The 26,816-nt window shown below is 32.8% G+C and carries 12 protein-coding genes; 3 read left to right on the top strand and 9 right to left on the bottom strand.

Annotated features, from left to right (window positions below; translation table 11 throughout):
* The first annotated feature begins 295 nt into the window (after positions 1–295).
* Complete coding sequence (locus tag PXD04_RS21780) at positions 296–1,720, top strand: Mur ligase family protein (RefSeq protein WP_323736901.1); 1,425 nt, start codon at positions 296–298, stop codon at positions 1,718–1,720.
* Positions 1,721–1,747: 27 nt separating this feature from the next.
* Here the strand turns inward: PXD04_RS21780 and gatE are convergent, their stop codons facing one another.
* From gatE to PXD04_RS21765, 3 genes are all read right to left on the bottom strand, one after another.
* A complete protein-coding gene (gene gatE / locus PXD04_RS21775; protein WP_323736900.1) occupies positions 1,748–3,646 on the bottom strand; it encodes a Glu-tRNA(Gln) amidotransferase subunit GatE in 1,899 nt (632 codons plus the stop codon).
* Positions 3,647–3,659: 13 nt separating this feature from the next.
* Positions 3,660–4,976: a Glu-tRNA(Gln) amidotransferase subunit GatD gene (gatD, locus tag PXD04_RS21770; protein WP_323736899.1), complete on the bottom strand. Its 1,317-nt coding sequence runs from the start codon at positions 4,974–4,976 to the stop codon at positions 3,660–3,662.
* A gap of 261 nt (positions 4,977–5,237) precedes the next feature.
* The gene (locus PXD04_RS21765) at positions 5,238–5,702 is read right to left on the bottom strand and encodes a universal stress protein (RefSeq protein WP_323736898.1); all 465 of its coding nucleotides are present in this window, start codon (positions 5,700–5,702) and stop codon (positions 5,238–5,240) included.
* 250 nt (positions 5,703–5,952) lie between these two features.
* On the opposite strand from PXD04_RS21765, the gene PXD04_RS21760 reads away from it, so the two are divergent.
* Together PXD04_RS21760 and PXD04_RS21755 are read left to right on the top strand one after the other, a co-directional pair.
* Entirely contained in the window at positions 5,953–6,156 is a 204-nt protein-coding gene (locus PXD04_RS21760) for a histone family protein (RefSeq protein WP_323736897.1), read from the top strand.
* 144 nt (positions 6,157–6,300) lie between these two features.
* Entirely contained in the window at positions 6,301–6,996 is a 696-nt protein-coding gene (locus PXD04_RS21755) for a 4Fe-4S double cluster binding domain-containing protein (RefSeq protein WP_323736896.1), read from the top strand.
* A gap of 332 nt (positions 6,997–7,328) precedes the next feature.
* On the opposite strand, the gene hemA is transcribed toward PXD04_RS21755, so the two are convergent.
* From hemA to PXD04_RS21725, 6 genes are all read right to left on the bottom strand, one after another.
* Positions 7,329–8,522, bottom strand: coding sequence for a glutamyl-tRNA reductase (gene hemA, locus PXD04_RS21750; protein ID WP_323736895.1), 1,194 nt, complete (start codon positions 8,520–8,522; stop codon positions 7,329–7,331).
* 117 nt (positions 8,523–8,639) lie between these two features.
* The gene (locus PXD04_RS21745; RefSeq protein ID WP_323736894.1) at positions 8,640–9,269 is read right to left on the bottom strand and encodes a bifunctional precorrin-2 dehydrogenase/sirohydrochlorin ferrochelatase; all 630 of its coding nucleotides are present in this window, start codon (positions 9,267–9,269) and stop codon (positions 8,640–8,642) included.
* A 58-nt stretch (positions 9,270–9,327) separates the two neighbouring features.
* A complete protein-coding gene (locus PXD04_RS21740) occupies positions 9,328–9,810 on the bottom strand; it encodes a methanogenesis marker 9 domain-containing protein (protein WP_323736893.1) in 483 nt (160 codons plus the stop codon).
* Between the two features lie 223 nt (positions 9,811–10,033).
* Entirely contained in the window at positions 10,034–13,354 is a 3,321-nt protein-coding gene (locus PXD04_RS21735) for an Ig-like domain repeat protein (protein WP_323736892.1), read from the bottom strand.
* Positions 13,355–13,609: 255 nt separating this feature from the next.
* The gene (locus PXD04_RS21730) at positions 13,610–22,246 is read right to left on the bottom strand and encodes an Ig-like domain repeat protein (protein WP_323736891.1); all 8,637 of its coding nucleotides are present in this window, start codon (positions 22,244–22,246) and stop codon (positions 13,610–13,612) included.
* Positions 22,247–22,457: 211 nt separating this feature from the next.
* Positions 22,458–26,816, bottom strand: a complete 4,359-nt coding sequence (locus PXD04_RS21725; protein ID WP_323736890.1) for an Ig-like domain-containing protein — start codon at positions 26,814–26,816, stop codon at positions 22,458–22,460.

The following is a 26,816-nucleotide window of genomic DNA, read 5'->3' as shown; positions in this document are numbered from 1 at the left end:
TTTATAAGATATAAAAGGATTATCCCAAAGGGAGTAATACTTTTTTTCTATCAAAAATAATTTTGTCAAGTACTCTCAATAATTCTATATTAATATTATATCTATTTAAATATGAATAATTATTATCCGAATCTGGTACCCTGAAATAATAATAGTTTAAATAATAATAAAACTATATAATAACATACTATAAATGTGATATGTTCTTTTTATAAAAAAATAATCATTAAAAAAAAATTATTTTTAACATTTAAATTATCAGGATAATTTAATTAAGGTGTATAGGGGTTTAATAATGGTTAATAAGATAAAATATGCTATTGCAAAAAATATGGCAAACTTGTCCACATACTTTCTGAAAATTCTTCCAACCGGAGGACAAAGCTTCCCAGGATTAGTATACCTGAAAGTCACGGGCAAAGAAGGATTAGAAGATTTGGCTTCTAAACAAATCCAAAGGGGGTCAATACTTGTCACGGGAACAAACGGTAAAACAACCACCACAACAATGCTAATAAAACTCTTCTCAAAAGACTATAACCTATCATCAAGTGTAGGTAACAACACAATATACTCATTAGCAACAGCTCTACTAAAACAAAAATCAGAATTTGGAGTTTTCGAATATGGTATAAGAGATATCGAGCATGGAACTCCAGACTTAATCTGTAACACAATCCAACCAATAGGAGTAGCATATACTAATATATCAAGGGAACACACACAAGTGGCAGGAGTTAAAAACCCATTCGAAAATTATGTTAAAGCAAAAACGTTACTATCACAGTCAATGAAAAATGGTGTTATAATAACAAATGGGGACGATCCATACACAACATTCATAGGAAAAAACAAGGAATCAGATAATAAAGTAATGTACTATGGTCTAGACTTAAAAAATTATGAAGACATATTCGAAGAAAAGGAAACCAAATGTCCAAAATGTGGAAACAAACTCAAATATGAAAAACGTTACTTTAATCATAGAGGAATTTATTCATGTGACTGCGGATTCAGCAAACCAGAACTAAACGTTAAATTAACAGAATACATTAAAGACAATAATAATTGTAAATTAACAATAAATGCAGATGTATACAATTATATCCAGGGAAAAAACATTCAATACACTTTAAAACTAGAATTGCCATTAATAGGATTGCATAACATATACAATTGCTTAACTGCAATAACCACATACTCAGTTTTCTCATCAAGTGAAAACATTCAACAAAGTTTACAGGAATTCTTTGAAAACTATGAATTCATAGTACCACCGGGACGTTTTGAAATATGGAATATTGGAAACAAGGTAATAGGAGTAGGACAGGGAGATAATGGTGATGCATTAAAAATTAATTCATTATTCATGAAAGATTTTATCCAAGAAAACTTACAATTCATATATACAACACCCGATGCTAATGAGGAAGAAATATTTGAAGATCATGCAGAATCAATTAAAGCATTAAATCCTGATAATTTAATTGTTATGCCGGGTAGAACATCATTAGATGCAGCTGAGGAATATTATAATCAGTTAAAGGATGATTATGATGCAACATATGTTCCTATAGAATTTGACTTCCAGCAGAGAATAAACAAAATAATAGAAATTATAAATAATTCAGAATATGATTCAATATTTATCTCTGGTTGTGGTGAGGAAATAGTATTCTGGGATGAACTAAAAAAAGAAATTAAAAAAAGATGTGAATAAATATAAACACATCAAAAACTATTTTTTTTAGGAATTTATAATTTTCTGAATTTCCTGGGTTAACAATTTGCTCACAGTCTTACCGTCAGCTTTTCCCTGGAACTTAGCCATAGCTTTACCCATAAGTGGGCCCATAGCACCCATCTTACGTTCTACAATCATAGACTTGTTTTCTTCTACAATCTCATTAATTCCAGCACTAATTGTTTCATCAGACAATTTTTCCAAATTATTCTTTTTAACTGATTCTTCTGGGCTAATTCCATTACATGCGTCTTTGAATATGACTTCTGTCTTAGCAGCAGGAATCACATCATCATTTACAAGAGCAAAAATTTCTACAAGAACATCCTTATTTAATAATGATACGTCCTGTCCGTCACGTTTCAAATCACGGATGGTGGACACGATATCTGATGCAATCTTGGTAGCATCCATACTTGGGAGTTCTGCTTTAATTTCTTCGAATAAATCTGCATTGTTACGTTGAACTAATTGTTCTGCTAACTCTTCACTTAAAGAATACTCTTTTTGTATACGTTCCTTTTTAACTACTGGTAGTTCTGGAAGATCTGAGGCGATACGTTTTACTCTTTCAGGGTCTATTACTTCTGTTGGAATATCCGTTTCAACATACATTCTGCTGGCAGTTGGTAATGGTCTCATGTACTCAGTATTACCATTATCCTGTGCACGTCTGGTTTCCTCAGGAACACCTTCCAGTGATTGTTTTGCTCGTTTAATAACTTCCTGTAATGCATTGTATGCTTTTTCTTCCGGACCTGCAACTAGTATGAATGCATCATCTCCGGTTACGTCAAGTTCGGATTTTACTTTATCTACTTCTTCTTGGGTTATACCATAATTTGGTAATTCATCTGTATGGAATAATCCTGAAACACCCATTTTCTTTCCGTGTTCACTGAATTCTGTTCCAAGTCTTTTGCCTGGCTGTACTTCTCTGCCTATAAGTCCATCAAAGTGTCTGAGCCTTATTGCTAATACTTTACTGTTGTCTTCTGCGAGTATTGATTTAACAACCTTTGACTCTGTGTTTTCAAATACTTCTGTTACATCATATATTTTTGTTTCAACTTCGGCATTTCTTTCTTTTAGTGTGTTTGCTATGTCGATTAGGTTTAGTTGTCTTTGAACCTCATTTTCTACTATTGTAGGCATTAGTTCAAGGTCTTGCACTCCTTTTACTTCTATTCTTGCACCTTCTCTGATTGAGATGTTAAGGTCTTGTCTTATGGTACCAAGTCCTCTTTTTACACGAGTACTTCTTAGTATTTGTCCTAACTGGTATGCTACTTGTTTTACTTGTTCTGGGTGGTGCATATCGGGTGATGTTGTAATTTCTGCTAAAGGTATTCCTAGTCTGTCTAGTCTGAATACTATTTTTCCTTCTTCTTCTCCTATACGACGTGCTGCATCTTCTTCTAATCCTAGTGTTTCTATGGTTACGTTACCGAATTCTGTTTCAACGTATCCGTCGGTTGCGAGGATACCTGTTCTTTGGAATCCGCTGGTGTTACTTCCATCAATTACTTGTTTACGCATTGTGTGGAATTCATCCACTACTTTCATGTTCATTAGGCTTGCAAGTATGATTGATATGTCTACTGCTTCTTGGTTTAGTTTTGCTGGTGGTTCTTCATCTGCTTCCACTAGGCATGTGTGGTGGTTGTATGCTTCGTATACGAATTGTAGGTTTCTTTGTGATTCTTCGTATGCTGCTCTGTCTATTTCTCCTAGTTCACTCTGTGTTGGTCTTAATCGGCGGTATATTTTTCGTTCTGGTTGTTTGTCTGTTAAAGAATTTGGGCATCTGCAGAATAGTTTTGTTTGACTGTCTAATTGTTGGTGTATTTCTAATCCCATCATTAATCCTAGTTTTTTATAATCAAATTTATCTTCTGGCATATTTTCATTCCTTCTAGTTTTTTATAAAATAATTCTGGGATATTGTTGTACTTAGTTCCCCTTTAAGATTTTTTTGCATTATGTTGCGTATTTCGGTTATGTTGTCGGTTTGGCCTGCTGCCCATAATAGTTTGGTGTATGCTGTTTCGGGTAGCATGTCACTTACTGGTATGACATTTTCGTGTAGTAATCTTCTTCCACTACTGTATACGTTCATGTTGGTTCTTCCGTAGAGGCATTGTGATGTCATTACTACTGGTATGTTTTCGTTTGTTGCTCTTGATATTTTATCAATTACGTCGTCACTGCAGTGGCCTAGTCCTGTTCCTTCTATTACTATTCCATCGTATCCTTTGTCAACGTATAGGTCTATGATTTCTGGGTTTATTCCAGGATACATTTTTATTAATGCTACTTTGTCTGCTAGGTTATTGTTTAGGTTTAGTTCTGTTTCGTTTCTTTTTGTGTATTTTATTTCTTTGTCGTTTATTGTTATTTTGTTGTTTTCTATTTTTGCTAGTGGGTTCATGTTTATGCTGTTGAATGTGTCTCGTCTGGATGTGTGCATTTTTCTTGCTCGTGTTCCTCTGTGTAGGTCACAGTGTGGGTCGTCTTCTGTTGCGTGCATACATATTGTTACTTCTGCTATGTCTGATTTTGCTGCTGTTACTGATGCCATTAGGTTTGTGAATGCGTCGCTTGATGGTCTGTCTGAGCTTCTTTGTGCTCCTGTGAGTACTATTGGTACTGGGGTGTCTATCATGAAGCTTAGTGCTGATGCTGTGTAGTGCATTGTGTCTGTTCCGTGTGCTATTATTATTCCGTCTGCTCCGTTGTTTATTTCGTTGTATATTGCTTCTGCTGTTTCTTTCCAGTATTGGGGGGTCATGTTTTCGCTTAGTATGTTGAATATTGCTTTTGCTTCTATGTTTGCATGGTCTACTAGTTCGGGGGTTGCTCTTAGCAGGTCGTCTGCGGTGAATGCTGGGTGTACTGCTCCGGTTTTGTAGTCGATTACGCTTGCTACTGTTCCTCCTGTGGATAGGATGGATAGGTTTTGTTTGTTGGGGCTTATTTCTTTGTCTACAGGGTCTAGTTCTATTTTTGGTTTTTCTCCTGTGCTGATTTTTTCTATTTTTGCGTTTTTGATGTCTATTCCTATGTTGTATCCGCTATTTAGTTTTAGTATTATTGTGTTCTCATTTGAGTAATCTGGTTTTTCGAGTAACATTCCTTTGTGGGTTATTCCTGGTTTTGTTACTTTTATTGTGTCTCCTACGGTTATGTTGGATGTTTCCAGAAAATCTTTGAGGTATCCTTCGTATGCCAAAGTTTTTTTCCTCCTTTTGTTGTTTTTTCTTTAACATTTTCTATTTTTTAAGGATTTATAATGTGTTTATATTTGTTTGTTGTGGTTTTTATTTTTTTCTTGTTTTGTTATAAGTGTGTAAGTTATTTGTTATACTTTGTTTATTTATAAGTTATAATTGTATTAGTAATAAGTTATAATAGTATAAGTTATAAGTTTTTTATTCATATTTTTTTTCCTATTTAAATGTGGTTTTGCTTTAAAAAATTAAAAATAAGGTAGTTATTCCTTATTTGGAATAACAAGAATTGGAACTTTTGTGTGTCTGACTGTTTTTTCAGTTACACTACCTAGAAGGAATCTGTCAAGCATGTGTTTACCACTACTTGCAATAACAATTAAATCTATATCTTCTTTTTCAGATAATTTAAGTATTACATCAGCAGCATTACCTTCAACTGTTCTTGTACTTAATTTAATATCTTTTGCATTTGATCCTTTTTCTTCTTCGAGTTCATGGATTATTTCTTCAACTCTTGAAGTAACTTTTTTACTTTCCTCTTCAAGGATCATCTCTGATTTTGTGATTAAATCTTCTTCTGGTAATCCTGTTAAGTAAACACTGTCAACTACATTAAGAATAATGATTTCTGCATCTTCGTATTCTGCTATTGTTAGTGCATGTTTTATTGCTTTTTCAGAATTTTTAGAACCATCTGTAGGTAATAATATCTTATTATACATCATGATTTCCTCCTTATTGATTGTATTGTTTATATTTTAAATTATATTTGTTAGTGTTAATATTAGTTATGATTAATATTTTTTTTATATATTTTTAAGGATATATCTTCTAGATGGAAGTAGATAATTAATCTTCTCAAAAACAGACAATAAAAAACAAAATTATTGGAATATTCCTATCATTTTAAGATACATTTATATATTGAGACTATCAAACATTATAATTAATTAAATTAAGGAGATAATGATATTTATGACAGAATTACCAATCGCACCTATCAAAAGAATTTTAAAAAATTCTGGTGCAGCAAGAGTAAGTGATGAAGCAGCAGTAGAACTAGCCGGTGCACTTGAAGAAGTAGGAGAAAGCCTAGCAATTCGTGCATACCAATTTGCAAAACATGCTGGTCGTAAAACTATTAAAGCAGAAGACATAGTTTTAGCTGCAAAAGAATAAGATAACAAATTATCTTATTCTTACTTTTCAACGCCGTTATCAAATCTATTTTTTCAAAAAAAAATTATTACTAATCTCATCAATCGGACAATTATGGTAATAATTTAAAAATGTTAATATAATTTCATAAATAAATATTACTTCATGTCTTTATCAGGAGAATTAAGGAAACTATTATTAAAACATGGTGCAGACCGGGTCGGATTTGCAGATATTAGTGATGTTACAATAATTGAAGGATATAATTCCGGTATAATATTCTACATAACATATCCTAAGGACATTATTAGAAGAATGACTAATGCTCCAACAATGGAATACGTTATGGAATTAGTTGAAATGAACTCCAAATTAGACAATCTTGGAATGTTATGTGAAAAATTTCTAATAAAAAAAGGATATAATGCATATGCTCAAACCAAAAAACGTTTAGGTCATGATTTTGGAGAAAATAATTCATTTGAACTGCCGCATAAAACAGTTGCAACAAAAGCGGGGCTTGGATGGATAGGCAAATCAGCATTATTAACAACGTATGATCATGGATCTGCATTAAGATTGTCATCAGTTCTAACTGATGCACCACTGGATTATGGAACACCAATTTTAGAATCAAAATGTGGGTCATGTATTATATGTAAGGAAGCTTGTCTAGGGGGAGCAATAAGTGGTAAGGAATGGAACTATAAAATATATCGTGATGAATTCTTTAATGATAAAAAATGTGAAGAATATGCATTAAGGGTGTCTGAGAAAAATCTTGGGAAAGCAGATACTGTATGTGGGAAATGTTTGGTAGCATGTCCATATACTAAAAATTTTATCAATAATATAGATTAAACTGTATTCTTTAAGTTATGAGAAATTAAGCTAATCTTTTAAAGGTTTTACTGTTTTAACAGTCAATAGTCAATAATTTTCTACATTAATATTTGTGAATTGAATAATTCAATGCTGGGGGTAGTTAATTTATTTTCGTGTTCCTATTTGTAAACAGTATTTTGATAAAAAAGTTACAGTACATCTACATTAATATTAATTAAAAATAGAAAATTATCTGATAAATACTTGTTTTTAAAAATAACTTAGATTAAATTAGTAGTTATAGTAACAACTACCTGAATACTACTTGGTTTTTTTTAATTTAAAAATAGTTGTTGGGGTGGAAATATTTACTCCTCATTATAATCAATCAAAACCTTACGTGCAACCTTAATAGTTTCATCATCATCATTACTGACAGCTAACTTCAAATTCTTAATAATCTTAAACAACATCTTATCAACAATACTATGGGTTAACAATTCCAACTTCTTAGCATCACCCTCATCCAAGTCAAGCATATGCAATGTTTTCTTTAACTCATTACTACGAACCTTCTCCGCCTCAACATTAAGGGAAGATAAAATAGGAGTAATTTCCATCTGCTTAAGAGCATCCTTCAAAAGAACAGTTTCATCAGCAATAATCTTCTCAGCCTTCTCAGCTTCCTTCACACGTTTTTCAACATTCTTATCCTGAACATATCTGAGATCATCAAGATTATACAACTGAACACCCAACTCCTTAACATCCTCAGTAATATCACGAGGATTAGCAAGATCCAACATAATCATGTTTTTCAAGTGTTCCTCAGGTAAAAATGATAACCTATCCTTATTAATTAAGCTATGAGGAGCACCAGTAGCACTGATTAAAATATCAATCTTGTCCAGAGTAGCATCCATATCCTTAAAACGAATAGCAATACCATCAAGCTCACCAGCTAATTGCTGAGCCTTATCAAAAGTCCTGTTAGCCACCACAATAGCATTAGTATTCTTATTAAGCAAAGCCTTGGAAACAATAGTACCCATTTCACCGGCACCAACAATAAGAACATTCTTATCATCAACACTACCATACTTCTGTTCAATAAGTTCTACAGCACCACTACCAACAGACACTCCACCCTCATTAATATGAGTGTTCTTACGAATTGACTGTCCGACATGAATAGCCTTAGTAAACACCTTTTCAAGCTTAGGACCAATAGTCTCTTCCTTAATAGCTTTTTTACGAGCATTCTTAATTTGTCCAAGGATCTGATCTTCACCCATAATCATGGACTCAAGACCTGATGCTAAACGTAACAAATGATTAATTGCATTATCATCCTTTTCAACTATGAATGTTGTGGTTGGAATGTTAATATTTTCATCTAAAATTAAGTATATTTCATAACGATTGCACGTTTTCAGGGTAACTTCTTCTAAAACTTTAGTATTATTATGTATCTTTTCATTTAAAGCATCAAGCTTCGCATATGAGTTTTCCATTGACCCTACATCAGCTATTTTGAAATCTATTCTTATGTTAACTAGCATCAGTTCATTCTCCTAAAAAATGGTATTTCCTTTTATTATTTCAATAAAGTATTGTTCTTTTTATTATATTTTAAGTTTATACTACTTAAACATTATATGGTCTCTATTCAACTATAATTAACTTAATAATAACTTTTCTTTAACATAACATACAGCAGAATCTAAATCTTCATCATCAATATATCCTTGAACAACAGAATCCTCTTTTATTTTAATCATAAACTCTTTTCTTTCTGACTGAGAATCAATATTATTCTTAAGAAGTTCTCTAACACGTTCCTGTAACTCAATATTTAAAATATCCCTAGGAGTAATAACGCTCTGAATCTTTTTACGCAATTCCTTAGCCATAAGAGGGCTTTTATTACCAGTATATAATGATACTGTCACATTACCCAGCATGAACGTGGAAGGAACAATAACATTGCTTAAACTAGTATCACTAGCACAATTAACCAGCTTATCCTTAGCCTTCAGAGCAATCTCCTCATTCAACTCCAGATTATCTGTTGCAACAACAACAAGGTCACATTCACTAAGTAACCTGTCCCGACACTCATCAGGATAAAAAGTAGCCCCTAAGGATTCAAGTTCCTCTTTAACACTTGAATCAATATCATGTGTAATTATGGAAACTCTCGCATCACTTTCCAGGAAGCGTTTGCTCCTACGAATACCCACACTACCAGTACCTATTATCAAAACATGCTTGTTTTTCATTTCAAAAAATAAGGAAGTAAGTCCCATAGTAACATACTCTCAAAAAAATTAAATAATAAAAAAAAGTTAATTATTAAAAGTTTAACTATAAACTTTTAAGTCTTAAATTCTTGATAGCAGTTTTCAAATCATTATCTGCATCATCAAGTGCCTGTCTTGCTTCATCAAAGGATATGTTGAATGTTTCTGCAAGACTATTAATGTCCTCATCAGTGTATGAGTTGGTGTTAACATTTGAATGTTTAAGTATTTCCTCTGCTAACTCTTTTTTCAGGGTCATGTATTCATCATGTGAAATTCCATTGGCCTGAAGTTCCATGTCTCTGAGTGGGCATGGTTTTGAAGCTTTACAACACCAGATCAGGGAACCAAAGCATGTTGCAGCACCTACTCCAAGTTTTGTTTTTTTACCAAATTCTTCTTTAATGTTCACGAACTCTTGTGGACTAAGTCCTATTTCTGCTATTTTTGTATGAACAGGGCATGGTTTTACTGGTGGACAACAGAATGCAAGTCCTCTAGCATCTCCTCCTCTGCATACATGAGCTGGTGCATCATCCCATCCCATATTTTATCACTCCTTATCCTTATTAAAAAAAAATATTATTAAATTTAATTCTATTATTATTTTATTGTTTCTAAATTTTCTATATATAGAATACTTTTTATTTTATAAAATATAATAATTTTTGCCTAAAGATAATTCTTATAATAGAATTATGTTCTAGTAAAACATTAAAAATATTAAAAAAAGAGAATTAAGTGTTAGAATTAACACTAGTTAATCCTAATTATTTTATTCTGGTCTTAGAGTATGCTTTTGGCTTACGTACACTGTATAAAAGATTACTCCATGTTGGCTTACTTGAACCCCAATAATTGTTTTCAACACTGTTTTTTGAAGTATTTGTTGCAGTTATCGCATCACCAGCATGATATGCTGTGTTGTTGATAAAGTTTGAATGGGTAACTGTTAACTGGCCCATGTTAGCTATTGCTCCTCCACCAAGATTACTTGCATTCACATAGTTTTTAGCAAACTCTGAGTTTTTAATCACTATCCTTGAGTATGTGTATACTGCTCCGGCCAATGCCAGTTTCTTAGCTTTAATAGTGTTACTGTTGAATTTTGTTTTTGTTATATTAATCTGTCCATCATAAGCATATAATGCTCCACCATACGCATTATCAGTGTCTGTTAACTTGTTATTGTTGATTTGTGAGTCGTTGATGTTGATATTTGCCTTGTATGTGTATATTGCTCCACCATAAGTGTTCTTTGCACTCACAGTATTTGATGATATTCTTGAATTCTTAATGTCCATTGCAGCAGTTTCAATGTATACTGCGCTTCCTCCGGCAGTGTTTGTTGCTTGTATATTGTTTGAGGTTATTGTTGTTTTTATCATGGATATTCCACTGTTTAATGATCCTATGATACCTCCTATTGCATAGTCTGTTGCAGTGACCTTGTTGCCTGTGAATTTAGTGTTTTCTATTACAATTGCGCTGGCTATGCTACGGATTACTCCTCCTGTTATGTATTTTCCTTTTGCTATGTTCTGGGTGAATGTTGTCTGGTTGATGATTATGTCACATGAATCGGAGTATATTGCTGATGCTCCGGTTGAGTTTTTACCTGTAACTTTGTTATTTATGAATTTACAGTTGGTTATGTAGGTTGTGTTGTCGTAGCATCTTATTGCTCCTCCCTGGCTGTTGGTGCTGGTTACCTTGTTGTTATTGAATTCCGTGTTTGTAACATTTAGTATTCCATTAGTATATATTGCCCCACCAGAGAATGCTCCACTAGCAGTATTGTTTGCAAATCTTGAATTTATGATGTTTAATTTACCTGATGTTACGATTGCAGGTGCACTAAATTGGTGCTTACTCCTAGCATTCCTTATGGTTATTCCCCTCATCGTGAGAACTGCATTTTTCTTGGTAATATTAAATACTGGAACACCACTATTCTTACCATCAATAAAAGTAACATACCTGCCACTACCAATAATATTCACAGACGTGTTAAGTTTTAATCCAGAAGTTGAATAAGTACCTGGAGCTAACTTAATCGTACCAAATAATGAAATATGATTTAAAGCATACTTAATAGTCTTATACGGCTTAGCTTTACTTCCAAGGTTCGTGTCACTACCATTTGGACTAACATACACAGTCTTTTGATGAGTAACAGTTAAACTATCACTATATGAACTGGAATCATAAATTCCATTTTTAACATAATTGGCATAATATTTCACAATCTTACCATCATACTCCTTCGGAACAGTGTACCTGATAGTTGAAACACCATTAACTACCTTAGCACTTCCAATATACTTATTGTTAATATAATACTTAATTCTGCCCTTATTCACATTATATCTTTCCTCATCAACTACGCTGAGCGTAATCTTTGACTTTGAACCCACCATAGCAAACATTTCACTACCAGTAATAGTAGTTTCATACCTTGTCACAGTCATAGTATTAGTATTGGAACTTGGCTTATAAATCTTTGAACCACTATAAACTGCCTTTATCCTATAATTCTTAGCAGAATATGATTTTAAAGCATACCTTGCCGTTGCAATACCCTTCTTAACTTTAACAGTTTTCATCAGTTTACTATTCAGGTAGAATTTCACACTACCATCCGTTGCATAGTTCTGGTTCTGATCTCTTACTATTGCAGTGAATGTTATGACAGAGTTAGGCTTTGCATCAATAGCATTAGCACTTACAGTAGTTTTTAGCTTAGTAACCTGGTATGTTCCTTTTCCTGTTGAAGAAGCATACTTCCAATCACCCTTATAAGTAGCATAAACATTTGTCTTATTTGATGTTCGATAGTTGGTGGTGTATGTGAATTTTGCAAAACCATTAACAACCTTTGCCCTACCCAGTGTCTTTCCACTTTTCTTGAAGGTAACATTACCCTTTGTCACGTAATTATTGAATTGGTCAAGTACAGTGGCCGAAATCACCACAGTTTTTGAAGGTTTGGTTGAAATATTTGGAACTTTAACACTTGTTTTTAGTTGTGTTAATTTAAGTATACCAGTATTTTTTGACCAAGATGTTGTGTTTGTTGCCAGTCCTATTGCACTAATATTGTATGTTTTATTGTATAATGATGATGGTAACGTGTAATATAATCTTGCAACTCCCCTGTTGTCTGTAATATTTGAGCCTATCACCTTATTTTTTAACTTAAATGTAACATTCATGTCACTTACTGACTTATTTAATTCATTCTTAACAACAGCTTTAAATAAAGTTAACTTTCCTGCCTTTGATGTAATATTATTTAATGTTAATGTTGATTTTAATTTCTTAATAGTTAATGTTGCATTTACTGTTGTCGGAGTGTACATGTAACTTCCATTATAATGTGCTGTTAAAGTATAAACTCCCGGAGTAAGTTTTGTGGTATAATTGTATTTTGCAACTCCATCTGTAAATTTTATTGCTGAAATGTTAGTATCATTGGCTTTTAGTATTATTACACCAAATGCATCCTTGTTTAATTTAACAGTTAACATGCTTGGCTTTGCATATTTAATGCTTCTATTGTTCATGATCATGCTGGCATTAACTCTTCCTCCCTCAGGAGTTAAGGTTAGTGTAGCATTCACGGTTTTTCCGGCATATTTCTCGTCACCTGAAAACACTAAGCTTAATGTATATTCCTCTGATTTGTATGTTTTTGGTATGATATAAGTGTATGTTACTACTCCTGCATCATTTTGTAATTGTGGAGAAATTGTCTTACTGTTTATTTTAAATACACTGCTTCCATTAGCATCTTCCGGTACCAGTGCAAGAAATGTTTTTTCCACGCCTGGATGAATTTCTGAATCACTTAAACGAATGTCTGGATCTTCTAGTTGAAGGTTGCTCTCAGTGGTTGCATTATCTTTTTTAACTATTCTTTCTTCAATAAGTTGTTTTTTCACGCTTTTATCATTTGATTGTGAACTTACTGTGTCTATGTTATCATTAGTTGAGTCTTTTTCTAGAGTCACGGTTTCATTTGTTGCGGAAACATTACTGATTATTAAAAACAAAAACAGTATTGTCATGACTGTTAATACTATTTTCACTTTTTTGTTCCTAATTGTCACTACCTCCTATGCTTGTAATTTGTTAACATAGAACAAGTTTGTCTGTTGTAAACTTATCTATTATGATTTATATTCTTTCAACTAATGTATATAATTTTAACGGTCTTTGTTGATAAATTAGAAATAAACAAGTTAATTTGTAAAAATAATCAGTATTAAATGAAAAATATACTAGGAAAGTCCAAATTATTAAAAAAAATAGATTAAAAAGGGGAGGTCAAAGAAAAATTGTATTTAAACAATTTTCACAGATTTTTTAACACCAGAATTTTTTTCATAGAACCGATTGCCCCCGAAATTCACAAGAACACTATTCTTACCCTTCACGGCATTCACGGTAACGGTATACACACCATACTTATCAGTCTTCGCATACTTCTTAACCTTATTAACCGTTACCAGAACATTACTATTACGGATTGCCTTACCATCAACAGTAACAAATTTACCAGTAACTTTAACCTTCTTCATACCAGAGACCTGCTTAACAGAAGCAATACTTAACCTGGTCTTTTGTTTCACTACCTTAAAAGTAACCTTCTTAGTAACCTTATTATAATTTTTGTTTCCAGGATAACTTACACTAATATTATTAGTTCCTAATTTGCTGGTAGTTAAGCTATGATTATATGTTCCCTTATTATTAGTTTTAGCTCTGATAATTTTACCATTAATATTTATGGTTATCACCGTGTTTTTTATTATTTTACCGTTTTTATCTGTTAATAATCCTTTAACGTAAACTTTGGAACCATAACCCACATTGCTCGTCCTGTTTACTGTGATTTTCAGGCTTTGTTTAATTACCCTAAATGTTGTTTTCCTGGTAATCTTATTATAGTTTCTATTTCCTGCATGACTTATTGTAAGATTATTGACGCCAACTTTTCGTGTGGTGTGCTTGTATGTGAATATTCCGTTCTTATTAACTTTCACCGTCACTGTTTTACCGTTGATGTTAAGTTTTAATTTACTGTTTCCCAGTATTTTACCGTTTTTGTCTTTGAATGTTCCCTTAATTGTTACTTTTTCACCATACGCTTTTGTTATTATTTTGTTTATGGTTATTTTAAGGTCTAGTTTGCTTACAGTGAATGTTTTCTTAAGTGTTGTACCCTGGTAGTTACTGTTTCCATAGTATGTTACTGTAATATTGTTAGTGCCTACCTTGTTTGTCCGGTACTTATAGGTGAATATACCATTACTATCAGTTTTTACGCTAACTGATTTACCATTTATGTTAAGTTTCATATTTTGGTATGCTAATACTGTACCATCCTTGCTTATGAGTTTTCCAGTGATCGTTGCATTACTTGTATATGTGGATTTTATATTGTTTAATGTGATAGTGGTGTCTTGTTTGTTTACTGTGAATGTTGTCTGTGTATTGGCATTGTTGTAGTTATTATTGCCAGCAAATGTTACTGTCAGGTTGTTGGTTCCTACTTTGTTTGTTGTGTGTTTGTAGGAGTATGCTCCGTTTTCATCCGTTTTTATTGTGACTGTTTTATCATTAATTGAGATGTCCATGTTCTGGTTTGGTAGTGTTTTACCGTTTTTATCTTTGAGTGTTCCAGTGATTGTTACATTTTCAGTGTATTTTGTTGCCGGTATACTATTTATTGTTATTAGGGTGTCTTGTTTGTTTATGTTTATGGTGGTTCTTGTTGTAGAGCTCGTGTATAAATTGTTTCCAGGATAAGTTACTGTTATACTGTTGGTTCCTGTGGTGTCAGCAGTGCTCGTGTATATGTATTCTCCGTTGTTGTTTGTTTTTATGTTGTGCTTGTTGTTGTTTAGTGTTAGTGTGATGTCTGTGTTGCTTAGGGCTTTATTGTTTTCATCGGTTAGTTTTCCCGTGGTTGTGACAGTTTCTCCATATTTAACATTTTTAGTATTGATTGTGATTTTTGTGTCTAATTTGTTTACTGTGAATGTCACTGTATTACTGCTTGGGTTGTAGTTGGTGTTTCCATTGTATGTTACTGTTATGTTATTGGTTCCTACCGTGTCGGCAGTGCTTGTGAAAGTAAATTTACCCGTCTTGTCCGTGCTGATATGGGTTATCTTATTGTTCTTATTGATTGTTAGGTCAGTACTGATGATCGGATTGTTGTCTTCATCTATTAAGGAACCGGTTATGCTTAATGTGTCACCATATTTCACAGTACCTATGTGTATGATGCTTAAGACAGTATTTTTCTTATATACTGTGAATGTTCCCACTTTTTCGGTGAATAAATACTTATCATCACCTTCGAATGTTATTGTAACATTATTTATTCCTGCATGGCTTGTTTTGATTGATATGTTATATTGTCCATATTCATTGGTAACAGTACTGGTAGTGTAGTCACCTATTTTTATTAGAAGCACTTTACCTGGTAGTGCATTATTGTCCTCATCAGTTAATGTACCGGTTATTGTTGTATTTTCCATGATTTTCGTGTCTTTCGTGTTTAGTGTTATGTTTGTTTGTATCCTGTTTACTGTGAATGTCACTGTATTGCTGCTTGGGTTGTAGTTGTTGTTTCCGTTGTATGTTATTGTTATGTTGTTGGTTCCTATCTTGTCTGCTGTTATGGTGTATGTGTATTCTCCGTTGTTGTTGGTTTGTATTGTTGTATTTTCTTTGTTTGTTGTGATTGTTATGTTTGTGTTTGTTATTGGGTTGTTGTTTTTGTCGACTAGTTTTCCTTTAATTGTTACTTGTTCTGAGTATCTTGTTTGTGGGGTGTTGTTTATTGTTAATATGGTGTCTTGCCTGTTTACCGTGAAAGCAAGGTTGTTGGTGCTGTTTATATAGTAAGTGTTTCCATTGTATGTTACTGTTATGTTATTGGTTCCTACCGTGTCGGCAGTGCTTGTGAAAGTAAATTTGCCCGTCTTGTCCGTGCTGATATGGGTTATCTTATTGTTCTTATTGATTGTTAGGTTTGTACTGGTGAGTGGATTGTTGTTTTCATCTTTTAAGGAACCGGTTATGGTTAATGTGTCACCATATTTCACAGTACCTATGTGTATGATGATTAAGACAGTATTTTTCTTATATGCTGTGAATGTTCCCACTTTTTCGGTGAATAAATACTTATCATCACCTTCGAATGTTATTGTAACATTATTTATTCCTGCATGGCTTGTTTTGATTGATATGTTATATTGTCCATATTCATTGGTACGTGTACTGGTAGTGTAGTCACCTATTTTTATTAGAAGCACTTTACCTGGTAGTGCATTATTGTCCTCATCAGTTAATGTGCCTGTTATTGTTGTATTTTCCATGATTTTCGTGTCTTTCGTGTTTAGTGTTATGTTTGTTTGTATCCTGTTTACTGTGAATGTCACTGTATTGCTGCTTGGGTTGTAGTTGTTGTTTCCATCAAATGTTGCATGTACTGTGTTTTCTCCACTTTTATCTGCTGTGTGGGTGTATTGGATTTTTCCGGTATTGTCTGTTTTTAGGGTTATTGTTTCATTGTTAATGTTTATTTTTATTGTTTTGTCGGCTATTGCAGCTCCTTTTTTGTCGGTTAATGTTCCGGTTATTGTTATGTTTTTATCATATTGTATTGTTGGGGTAGTGTTTATTGTTAGTGTGGTGTCTTGTTTGTTTACTGTGAATGTTGATTTATTTGTGGTGTTGTTATAGTAGGTGTTTCCATTGTAGGTTATTGTTATGTTGTTGGTTCCGGTTGTGTTTGCTGTTATTTTTTCTGTGAATGTTCCGTTTTCCTGTGTTGTTATTGTGTGTTTGTTTTCGTTTATTGTGATTGTTATTGTGTCTTTGATTGCTTTGTTGTTTTCGTCTGTTAATGTTCCTGTTATTGTTATTTCTTCTTTATATTTTGTTGCTGTTGTTGGTGTTATGATTATTTGTGTTTTGAGTTTTTCTGTGGTGAATGTTGAGTTTATGCTGCTTGGGTTGTAGTTGTTGTTTCCGTTGTATGTTATTGTTATGTTGTTGGTTCCTATCTTGTCTGCTGTTATGGTGTATGTGTATTCTCCGTTGTTGTTGGTTTGTATTGTTGTATTTTCTTTGTTTGTTGTGATTGTTATGTTTGTGTTTGTTAGTGGGTTGTTGTTTTTGTCGACTAGTTTTCCTTTAATTGTTACTTGTTCTGAGTATCTTGTTTGTGGGGTGTTGTTTATTGTTAATATGGTGTCTTGCCTGTTTACCGTGAAAGCAAGGTTGTTTGTGCTGTTTATATAGTAAGTGTTTCCATTGTATGTTATTGTTATGTTGTTGGTTCCTATGGTGTCTGTGATTAGTTGGTATGTGAAATGTCCGTTGTTGTTGCTTGTGGTAACAGTTTCATTGTTGTTTAGGGTTATTGTTATTTCTTCGTCAGGTATTGGTATATTATTTTTGTCTGTTAATGTTCCGGTTATTAATATTGTTTCATGGTATTTTGTGTTATCAATTGGTGTTACGGTTATTATTGTGTCTTGTTTGTTTACTGTGAATGTTGATTTATTTGAGCTATTTTCATAGTTGAGGTTTCCATTGTATGTTACTGTTATGTTGTTGGTTCCCATCCTATCTGCTATTCTTGTGTATGTGTATTCTCCGTTTGTACCTGTTTGTATTGTAATTTCTTCTTCGTTTAATGTTAATGTTATGTCTTTGTCGGCTAATGGATTGTTTTCTTCATCGCTTAGTCTTCCTGTGATTCTTATGTTTTCTCCGAATTTGGTGTTTTCTACATTTATTGTTATTTTAGTAGGTGTCCGTTTTATTGTGAATGTTGTTGTGTTACTAGTTGGATTGTAGTTGGTGTTTCCATCAAATATTACTTGAATCGTGTTTTCATCAATTGTATCTGTCTTGTATGCATAAGTGTATTCTCCATTTTCGTCTGTTGTAATGTTAGCTATGAACATATTGTTAGCATATAATTTTAATGTTTCATTTGGAACATTTCTTCCAAGCAAATTCATTAAGTTTCCCGTGATGATAATTTCATTTTCAGAGGTGTTAGTAGTACTAATGGTTAATGTTGTGTCCTGTTTTATTGTAATGAATGAATCATTGAATCTCAGGTTATTGTATGTGTTACCAGAATATGCTTCTATAGAATATTGGTTCACACCTGTTTTATTAACATGATGTGATAGTGTGAATTGACCATTTCTATCCGTTTGAACAATATAACTTTTTCCATCAATTTTAATGTATAGTCTCAGATTTTTAATTGTATGAGTAATATTATCCTCATAATATACTTTTCCGGTTATTGTAGCATTTTCATCATACTTCTTATTCTCTATTTCAGTAATTTCCAGTGTCAGATTATGCTTTAATAAAGTTAATGTAACATTAACATCTTCACCACTATAAGCAGGGGAACCCCTGTATCTGAGGATGTAATTATAAACTCCTGCAGATTCATTTAATAGGAATGTTACACTTCCATTGCATACTGGGGGTGCTTGTTTAATACGTGATTTTTCAATTAACAGTAATGATCCTTCATTCAATGTCTTGTTATAAATGTTGTCTTCGATTGTAACAGTTGCAGTAATTCTTTGTTCTTCATCAACAAAGCATGTGACATTCCCTGCACTGATATTTATTGTAACAGGTTTTATGAGGGTAATATTTTCTGTAATAACAGTATCAGGAGTTTCAAGTATTACTGTTATATTGTACTCATATTTTTCAATATTTCTCTTTGCTATGCTTATATTATATAATCCGTTTTCATCAACATTTACCCGTATAATGTTTCCATTATCATCAGTGTAATATTCGTCATCAATTTTGTATGTTAATATTCCCGGCGTGTTAAGATTTTCCACGTTTGTACTGATAGTATAATCTTCTGTCTGATTGATTGTTGAAGCAATACTTGGAGTGTCCTTAGTGTATACTTTAAGGCAAACTGCCGAATATTTATGGTTACTATTCTGGTACACATCATCCCAGTTTTCTCCATCAGTACTTGTAAATGACTGATTTTCCTTAGATAATGATTTATAAATACTGGTATCTTGTAAAGTGATTGAAGTATAATCTCCCTCACGAGCTTTTAATCTTAAATCTACCCTGAAAATGTCTCCTTCTCTGATTGGAACATACTTATCTAATTTAATTATCCGGTACCCTTCCTGTGTGAAAGTTCCCTTCTGTGAATAACAGAACCTGTCATTTACATAAATATATGCCTCATAATCTGTATCCTTGTATATGAATGTTCCAACACCAGCTATGCTCTCATTTCTTGTAGCAGTGTAAATATTTCTCATCCAAGCTGATGGTGTTAATGTTTCAATTCTCGTGGATACTGTGTCATGCTGGTATATGTTAGTGTAATTTTCGTAGGATAGTACTGGGAATGCGTAACTAAATGCCTCCGGTAAATTTAAATTTACTCCACCAAGACTGGTATCATAATAGGATACGTACTGGTAACCGTCTTGACCAATTGATGTTCCCCAACTGTTCTTAATAATATAAGCACCACTTCCCTTCGGCTTGTCTGAACCAATAAAATTGTTGTAGAAATCATTCCATCCAACTATTGCAATGCCATGATTAGGATAGATTTCATCATTATTATAAACACTTACTCTAGTATCACTATACATTATAGAAGATATTGCACCATACTTCAAAATTGCATCCTTAAGATTCTTATTGTCCTTACCTGTTGAACTGTTTCTGTAAATGAAATAAACATCCTCCACTTTAAGATTACCTGTTGTTATAGGGGACATTATACTGTAATCATCATAAGGATCATCATTCTCATCTACAGGACCATACCCTCCAATAAGGTATGATATTGGTGCTAACAAATTGTTACCACCATCAGGGAAGCCACTGACATCACCAATTACTGAATATTTTTTCAGCACGTTTTTCATATTGTTCTCTGAGAAATCATATTCCACACCATACGCCTTCTTGTATGAAGATTCTAAAGCAGCAAGTGCACTGAAAGCCCAGCAGCTACCACTATCTTTCTGGTTCTTTACACTGCTCTGGTATTGTAAAGTATTAGTTAATTCAAATTTTGTTCCAATACTCCTGTTTTCATAAGTATAATTATTGTTGCTACCCGAAACTAATGTTACACTGGTATTGTAATTGTTTCTAAGATTTAACAGTGAAACTTTAAGGGTGTTCTGGTAAATGGTATCATCCCTCACTGAATAAGTAACATTATATGTTCCAGGAGTCCAGGATGAATTAAACTTATAGGTATATCTTGCAATACCATTAACGGGTGATACACTAGTAATGAGTTTGTCATCAACATTGATATGAATCCTCTTAATATTAGGGTTACATCTGATTAAAAAGGTTACATTATCATTTATTTTAACATTAACATCATTCATGTGCATGAAAGGAACAATCTTATCATCTAATCCTAATTCTTCATCATCAATACGAACACTTACTCCACTAAGATTGCCTGTATATGTATTGGAAACATTGGATGTAATATTGGCAGTGTTTAATCCAAAACTTCCATTATCACTATTCAAATAAACAGTTCTATTGAATAATTTTTCAGCAGTAACACTTGAATCAGTTAAATTTGATAATGATACTCTAATAGTGTAAGGTGAGTTATCATTAATACTACTTAGGGTCATTAGCCTCCAATTGCCCGGAAAAACATTAGTTAACGTGCTAAAATCAGGACTATTTCTTCCCCACCAGTTATTATTCAAATTATAACTTGAATTATAACAATATATGGACCTTGAATTACCTGAATCTAATATGACATTATTATAAACAGTTAAACTGTCTCCGAAAGAATACACAGTATTAGCATTCAATAAAGCAAGGTTATCCTCCAATAATGAATTAACAACTCGTGTTTTAATATTATTAGCACTATAAACTATTCCACCATAATCTGCACGATTGCCCCTGAATATGGACGTATCAACATTTATACTGGAATACCATGAATCAATAACTCCACCATTATACTCCACGGAATTATTCAAAAACGAAGAATTATCAATACTTAACACTGAATTGTCACGAACAGAATAAACGCCACCAAAATCTGCATCATTATCATGGAAGGAAGAATTCACACAATTTATCTTAGTATCCATTGAAGACAAAACTCCACCATTACATGCATGATTATCCTTAAAACAACTATTCATAATGTTAACAGTACCATTCCTTGAATAAATTACTCCTCCCTGACGGGAAGCAGAATTGTTGATAAACAATGAATTATTCAAAGTAATAATCTTATTATTATAGATGGCACCACAACGATAACTATTGTTAATATTGTAAATGGAACAATGATCTAATGTTAAACTAGTAATATTGTTATAAATAATAGGTTGTGAAGACACAACACTTCCAGTAAACGAAATATTACTGATTTTAATGTTAAATGCACCCTTAAAATTCAAATATTTATCTGAATAAAAACGTAAAATAACATTACTTCCCTCAGAAGATGTGATGGCAAAATCTTTAACACCACTTGTTATACTGGAAGTATCAATATTGCTCGTAATATTGTAATAAGTATCCTCATAACTTCCCATTAATACTATAGTGCCCTCATTTTCAACATTTCTAAGAGCATTAACTAAAGTTGTAGGATTAGAAGATAAACTACCATCACTTGAGGAATTACCAGTATTATTCACATAAACATGTTTCGAATTATCATTACTAGTTTTAACACGTGAAGACGTGTTCTTAATTAAAATCTTATCCTTATTTTCTGTGTTCATAGTAATATGAGCATTATCTGATGAATATTCACCTATATTTTCTTTGCTTTCATTTATATTATCCGTGGCTGATACAAATGAAATTGAAAGAAATAACACACATATTAAACAAAAAATCAATATGTTTCCCGTTTTAAATCTCATTTTAATCCCCTAGGTCTCTGGTTGGATGTTCTATATTAATAATTATTTAATAATATGTGTAAGTTTATATTTAAAGTAGTTGAATTTTTAAACAATGTTGTCAAATCAAATTTATTTAATAAAAAAAAGGCTAATAAACATCTATTAAAAAAGAAACATAAAAATGATGGGAGGAAAAAGGGTGGGGAATACATATGATCTATAATCACATTCATACCAAAGTAAACACTTTCTTAGCAAGTGTTAATTTATTATAATACCTGTTACCAGCAAAACCAGCTACAAGAGTATTCTTACCAGTTTTAGCAGTGACTGTTAATGTGTAAGCTCCTTTGGTGTTTGTTTTTGCGGTTTTCTTTTTACCATTGATTGTGAGTGTTACTTTACTGTTTCTTAATGCTTTACCATCCTTGGTTGTTAGTTTTCCTGTGATTGTTACTTTTTTGTTTCCTTTTACTTGTTTGGTGTTTGTGGTTATTTTTACTGTTTGTTTGGTTACTTTGAATGTTGCTTTCTTGGTGATTTTGTTGTAGTTTTTGTTTCCATTGTATGTTACTGTTATCGTGTTGCTTCCTAGTTTGGTGGTTGTTAGGCTGTGGTTGTATATTCCTTTGCTGTTGGTTTTGGCTCTTATAGTTTTGCCGTTAATGTTTATGGTTATTACTGTGTTTTTTATTATTTTGCCGTGTTTATCTGTTAGTTGTCCTTTGACGTATACTTTGGATCCGTAGCCTACCTTGTTTGTCCTGTTGAGTGTGATTTTAAGATTTTGTTTGGTTACTTTGAATGTTGCTTTCTTGGTGATTTTATTGTAGTTTTTTGTTCCCTGGTGTGATATTGTGATATTATTGGTTCCTACTTTTCGTGTGGTGTGTTTGTAGGTGAATACTCCATTTTTGTCTGTTTTTATTGTGGCTGTTTTTCCGTTGATGTTAAGTTTTAGTTTGCTGTTTCCTAGTATTTTACCGTTTTTGTCTTTGAATGTTCCCTTGATTGTTACTTTTTCTCCATACGCTTTTGTTGTTATTTTGTTTATTGTGATTTTAAGGTCTAGTTTGCTTACAATGAATGTTTTTCTGAGTGATGTGCCCTGATAGTCACTGTTTCCATTGTATGTTGCTATTATCGTGTTACCTCCTGCTTTGTTTGTCTGGTACTTGTAAGTGAATATACCATTTTCATCTGTTTTTACTGTAACTGTTTTGCCGTTGATAGTTAGTTTCATGTTTTGGTTTGTTAATATTATACCATCATGGGTTGTGAGTTTTCCTTTGATTGTTGCGTTGCTGGTGTATGATGATTTTATATTGTTTAATGTGATGGTGGTGTCCTGTTTTGTAACTGTGAATGTTGTCCTGGTAGTGGCTGTGTTGTAGTTATTATTGCTTGCAAATGTTACTGTTAAGTTGTTGGTTCCTACTGTGCTTGCTTGTGTTGTGTAGGAGTATGCTCCGTTTTTGTCTGTTTTTATTATGACCATTTTGTCGTTAATTGATAGGTTTAGGTTTTGGTTTGCTAATGTTTTACCGTTTTTGTCTTTGACTGTTCCTGTGATTGTTACACTTTCGGTGCATTTTGTTGTTGGGATATTGTTTATTGTGATGGTAGTATCTTGTTTGTTCACGTTTAATGTTGTGGTTGTGCTTGTTGGGTTGTAGTTATTGTTTCCATTGTATGTTACTGTTATATTGTTGGTTCCTATTGTATCGGCTATGATTGTGTATGTGTATTCTCCGTTGTTGTTTGTTTTTATGTTGTGTTTGTTGTTGTTTAGTGTTAGTGTGATGTCTGTGTTGGTTATTGCTTTGTTGTTTTCGTCGGTTAGTTTTCCAGTTATTGTGATTGTTTCCCCATATTTAGCAGTGTTTGCTGTGATTGTGATTTTTGTATCTAATTTGTTTACTGTATATGTAGTTTGGACATGTGCACTGTTGTAGTTAGTATTTCCAGTATATGTTACAGTTATATTGTTGCTTCCCGTGGTATATGATGTGATGGTGTATGTGTATGTTCCCTGGTTGTTAGTGGTTATTGTTGTTTCTTTATTGTTTATGCTTAGTTTTATATTGGCGTTTGGTATGTTGTTTCCTAGTTTGTCTTTGAGTGTTCCTGTGATTGTTACACTTTGCGTGCATTTTGTTGCTGGTATATTATTTATTATTATTGTGGTGTCTTGTTTGTTTATTGTGATGGTGTTGGTTGTGCTTGTTGGGTTGTAGTTATTGTTTCCATTGTATGTTATTGTTGCCTTGTTTTGTCCTACCTTGTTTATGTTGGTATTGAGTGTGTATTCTCCGTTGTTGTTTGTTGTTACCTTGTTTTGTACTCCGTTGATTGTGATTGTGATGTCTGCATCGTTTATTGCTTTGTTGTTTTCGTCGGTTAGTTTTCCTGTTATGCTAGTTTTTTCACCATACTTTGCAATGGTGCTGTTACATTCTAGGAGGGTGTCATATCGTGTCACTAGGATACTGCTTGTTTTATTACTATTTTTAAAGTGTATTGTTCCTGAGTATGTTGCAGTGATATTATGTGTGGTGGACGTGTTATAAGTCATAGCTGTTGTTGCTTGATTATTTTTAATATTACTTGTTGATATTATGTTTCCCTCTTCATCGGTGAATGTTATACTTCCAGTATTTATGTTATTTCTGGAATTTATGGTTGCAGTAATAAGGGTTTTTTCTCCTATTTTGGCAGTTGTCGGAGTAATGGTAATGTTCGTGGTTTCTTTTTGTACTCCTAGTTTTCTGGTTGTACCTGTTATTTCTATGTTTGAATCGTTAGTTGTTGCACTTACCTTTATGCTTTGTTCTCTTCCACCAAGAATGTCACGTATATAATCAGGGGTTATCTTTGTTTCAATTGTCGCAGTATTATTTACTGCTTCTACGGTGAATGTTTTTTGTCCTGGTAGGTTGAATGTTATGTTTGTTCGATGATTTCTTTCTTTGTTTAATGTGTATGATACTTTTAATGTTATTGTTTCCCCTATTTCTGGATTGTTTTTTGTTTCAATAGTTAGTTGTCCCTGTATTTTCTCAGATTTTATTGTGTGTACTTTTTGACTTCCCATTAGTGTGTTGTTGTTTGGATAGTACCATACTCTCACATGGTGTTCTCCTAGTTCTCTGTTGTTATAGGTGAATGTTGTTGTTTCATCTGAAATAGTTATGTTTTTGTATAGTTTTCCATCAGAATATATTTCCAGACATCCCTCTCTTATTTTCTGGTTGTTCTTAAGGTTGGTTACTGTTACAGTGAATGTGTTTGTTTCATCATAAATGTAACTGGAGGGTGCTGTTATATTTACAAGTGTAGGGGTAAGGGTGCTTTCCTCCTCTATTGTGTAGGGGTTAGAGTTTTCATCTTTTAGGGTGTTGTTTTCCTGTATTGTAGTGTTCAGCACATCTAATTTTACCGTTCCATAGAATGTATTGTTTACTATTGTGCATGGATCAAATTCTACTCCTATTTTTCCTGGTCCGAAGGAGTTGTTTCTTATGATTAATTTTCTTGAGGTTCCATCAGCATGATATATGTGATCATGATATTGGGACATTACAAGGTAACTGTTACTGTTTTCAATATAATTGTTTTCAACAGTCATATTATCTCCGATGAGACATACACTGTAACAGGTTTGTAGGTTAGGTGTAAGATTTCTTCCAATTATCCTGTTTCCTCGTATGGTGATGTTGTTGTTACCGTATTCGTCAGTTAATTCTACATTGTATGTGGTTGCATATACTAGGTTTCCGATAAAGTTGCTACCGGTTACTGTACAATTTTCCAGCAGACAATTTTTTGATGCTGCGAAGACAACTGTACTTACCCATGTATTGTCTTCTGTGGTGTTAAAGTATGAGTTTTTTATTGTCACGTTTTCACTGTTACGTATGCTTGGTGATCCTAGGCCCCACCCATAATCGCTACTGCAGTATACTGTCAGGTTATCGAAGGTTACATTACATGCTCTTTGAGTTACTATCATAGTGTTTTCAAAGTAGATTCCTGTAACGTTTGTTCCTGATCCTTCTTTTGTTATTAGGAAGGAATGGTTTGGTGTTCCATATGTTTGTTCAAGATTTTGTGTTGAATAGAAACAAATGAATGCATCATTCTTGCTGGATATTATATTTACTGGCTTGTTTATAGTGAATGCGTATTGTTCACCATCAAATTTTCCTGTGAAGTCTAAAGTTGTTCCACATGCTATATTGTTAGCTAGTAAACCATCAGTTATGTATTCTGAAAATGTTTCTGGTGTTATAATGATTGTATTTGTCCTGTTTTCTTGGTTATTATTTGTATATTGTGTATTGTTGGAAGAATTTTCTTCATATGATTTAATGTTATATGATTTTGGTGTTTTTTTATTGATGTTTGTATTTTCTGCAATCACACTTTTTTCGTTTTTAATTGTCTGTGCCATGTTAGTTGTTAATGAATCATGGGTTAATGTAAGTGTTTGGTTGTTGTCATCGTCTATGTTTGTTGCTACGGATACAGACATCAATGCTATTGTCATTAAAAGAAAAATAATTATTTGTGTTTTTTTCAGTATCAT

The organism is Methanosphaera sp. ISO3-F5 (genome assembly GCF_034480035.2).
Taxonomy (GTDB): Archaea; Methanobacteriota; Methanobacteria; order Methanobacteriales; family Methanobacteriaceae; genus Methanosphaera.
Note: the sequence above shows the minus strand (reverse complement) of the source record. Positions and strands in the feature narration are given on the sequence as shown.

Bases quoted from the DNA above. Each gene is read 5' to 3' on its own strand.
- PXD04_RS21725 (WP_323736890.1), bottom strand. From the start codon at position 26,816: ATGATACTGAAAAAAACACAAATAATTATTTTTCTTTTAATGACAATA.
- PXD04_RS21765 (WP_323736898.1), bottom strand. From the start codon at position 5,702: ATGATGTATAATAAGATATTATTACCTACAGATGGTTCTAAAAATTCT.
- PXD04_RS21740 (WP_323736893.1), bottom strand. From the start codon at position 9,810: ATGGGATGGGATGATGCACCAGCTCATGTATGCAGAGGAGGAGATGCT.
- PXD04_RS21760 (WP_323736897.1), top strand. From the start codon at position 5,953: ATGACAGAATTACCAATCGCACCTATCAAAAGAATTTTAAAAAATTCT.
- PXD04_RS21730 (WP_323736891.1), bottom strand. From the start codon at position 22,246: ATGAGATTTAAAACGGGAAACATATTGATTTTTTGTTTAATATGTGTG.
- gatE (WP_323736900.1), bottom strand. From the start codon at position 3,646: ATGCCAGAAGATAAATTTGATTATAAAAAACTAGGATTAATGATGGGA.
- hemA (WP_323736895.1), bottom strand. From the start codon at position 8,522: ATGCTAGTTAACATAAGAATAGATTTCAAAATAGCTGATGTAGGGTCA.
- PXD04_RS21745 (WP_323736894.1), bottom strand. From the start codon at position 9,269: ATGGGACTTACTTCCTTATTTTTTGAAATGAAAAACAAGCATGTTTTG.
- PXD04_RS21780 (WP_323736901.1), top strand. From the start codon at position 296: ATGGTTAATAAGATAAAATATGCTATTGCAAAAAATATGGCAAACTTG.
- PXD04_RS21755 (WP_323736896.1), top strand. From the start codon at position 6,301: ATGTCTTTATCAGGAGAATTAAGGAAACTATTATTAAAACATGGTGCA.